Genomic DNA, 258 nt, shown 5'->3' on the forward strand with positions numbered 1-258 from the left:
GTAGCATCAGATGAAGCCACATCAATTTCGGTCATGGAAAAACAGGATCGAATTTCACCATTTAATAAAGGAACTAACCACTGTTGTTTTTGCTCTTCTGTTCCATATTTCATCAACACTTCCATGTTCCCCGTATCTGGAGCATTACAGTTAAAAATTTCTGGAGCAATTAATGATCTCCCCATAATTTCACACAAATGAGCTTAATCATAATTTGATAATCCCTGACCATATTCCTCATGATCCGTAAATAAATTC

Annotated in this window: 1 pseudogene; it reads right to left on the reverse strand. The window is 35.7% G+C overall.

Features of this window, described 5'->3' with window-relative positions:
- Positions 1–258 (reverse strand): annotated as a pseudogene (locus R2R70_RS21335) (acyl-CoA dehydrogenase family protein); the annotation flags it as partial.

The sequence above is a fragment of the Cobetia sp. SIMBA_158 genome (assembly GCF_046566945.1).
Lineage (GTDB): Bacteria > Pseudomonadota > Gammaproteobacteria > Pseudomonadales > Halomonadaceae > Cobetia > Cobetia amphilecti.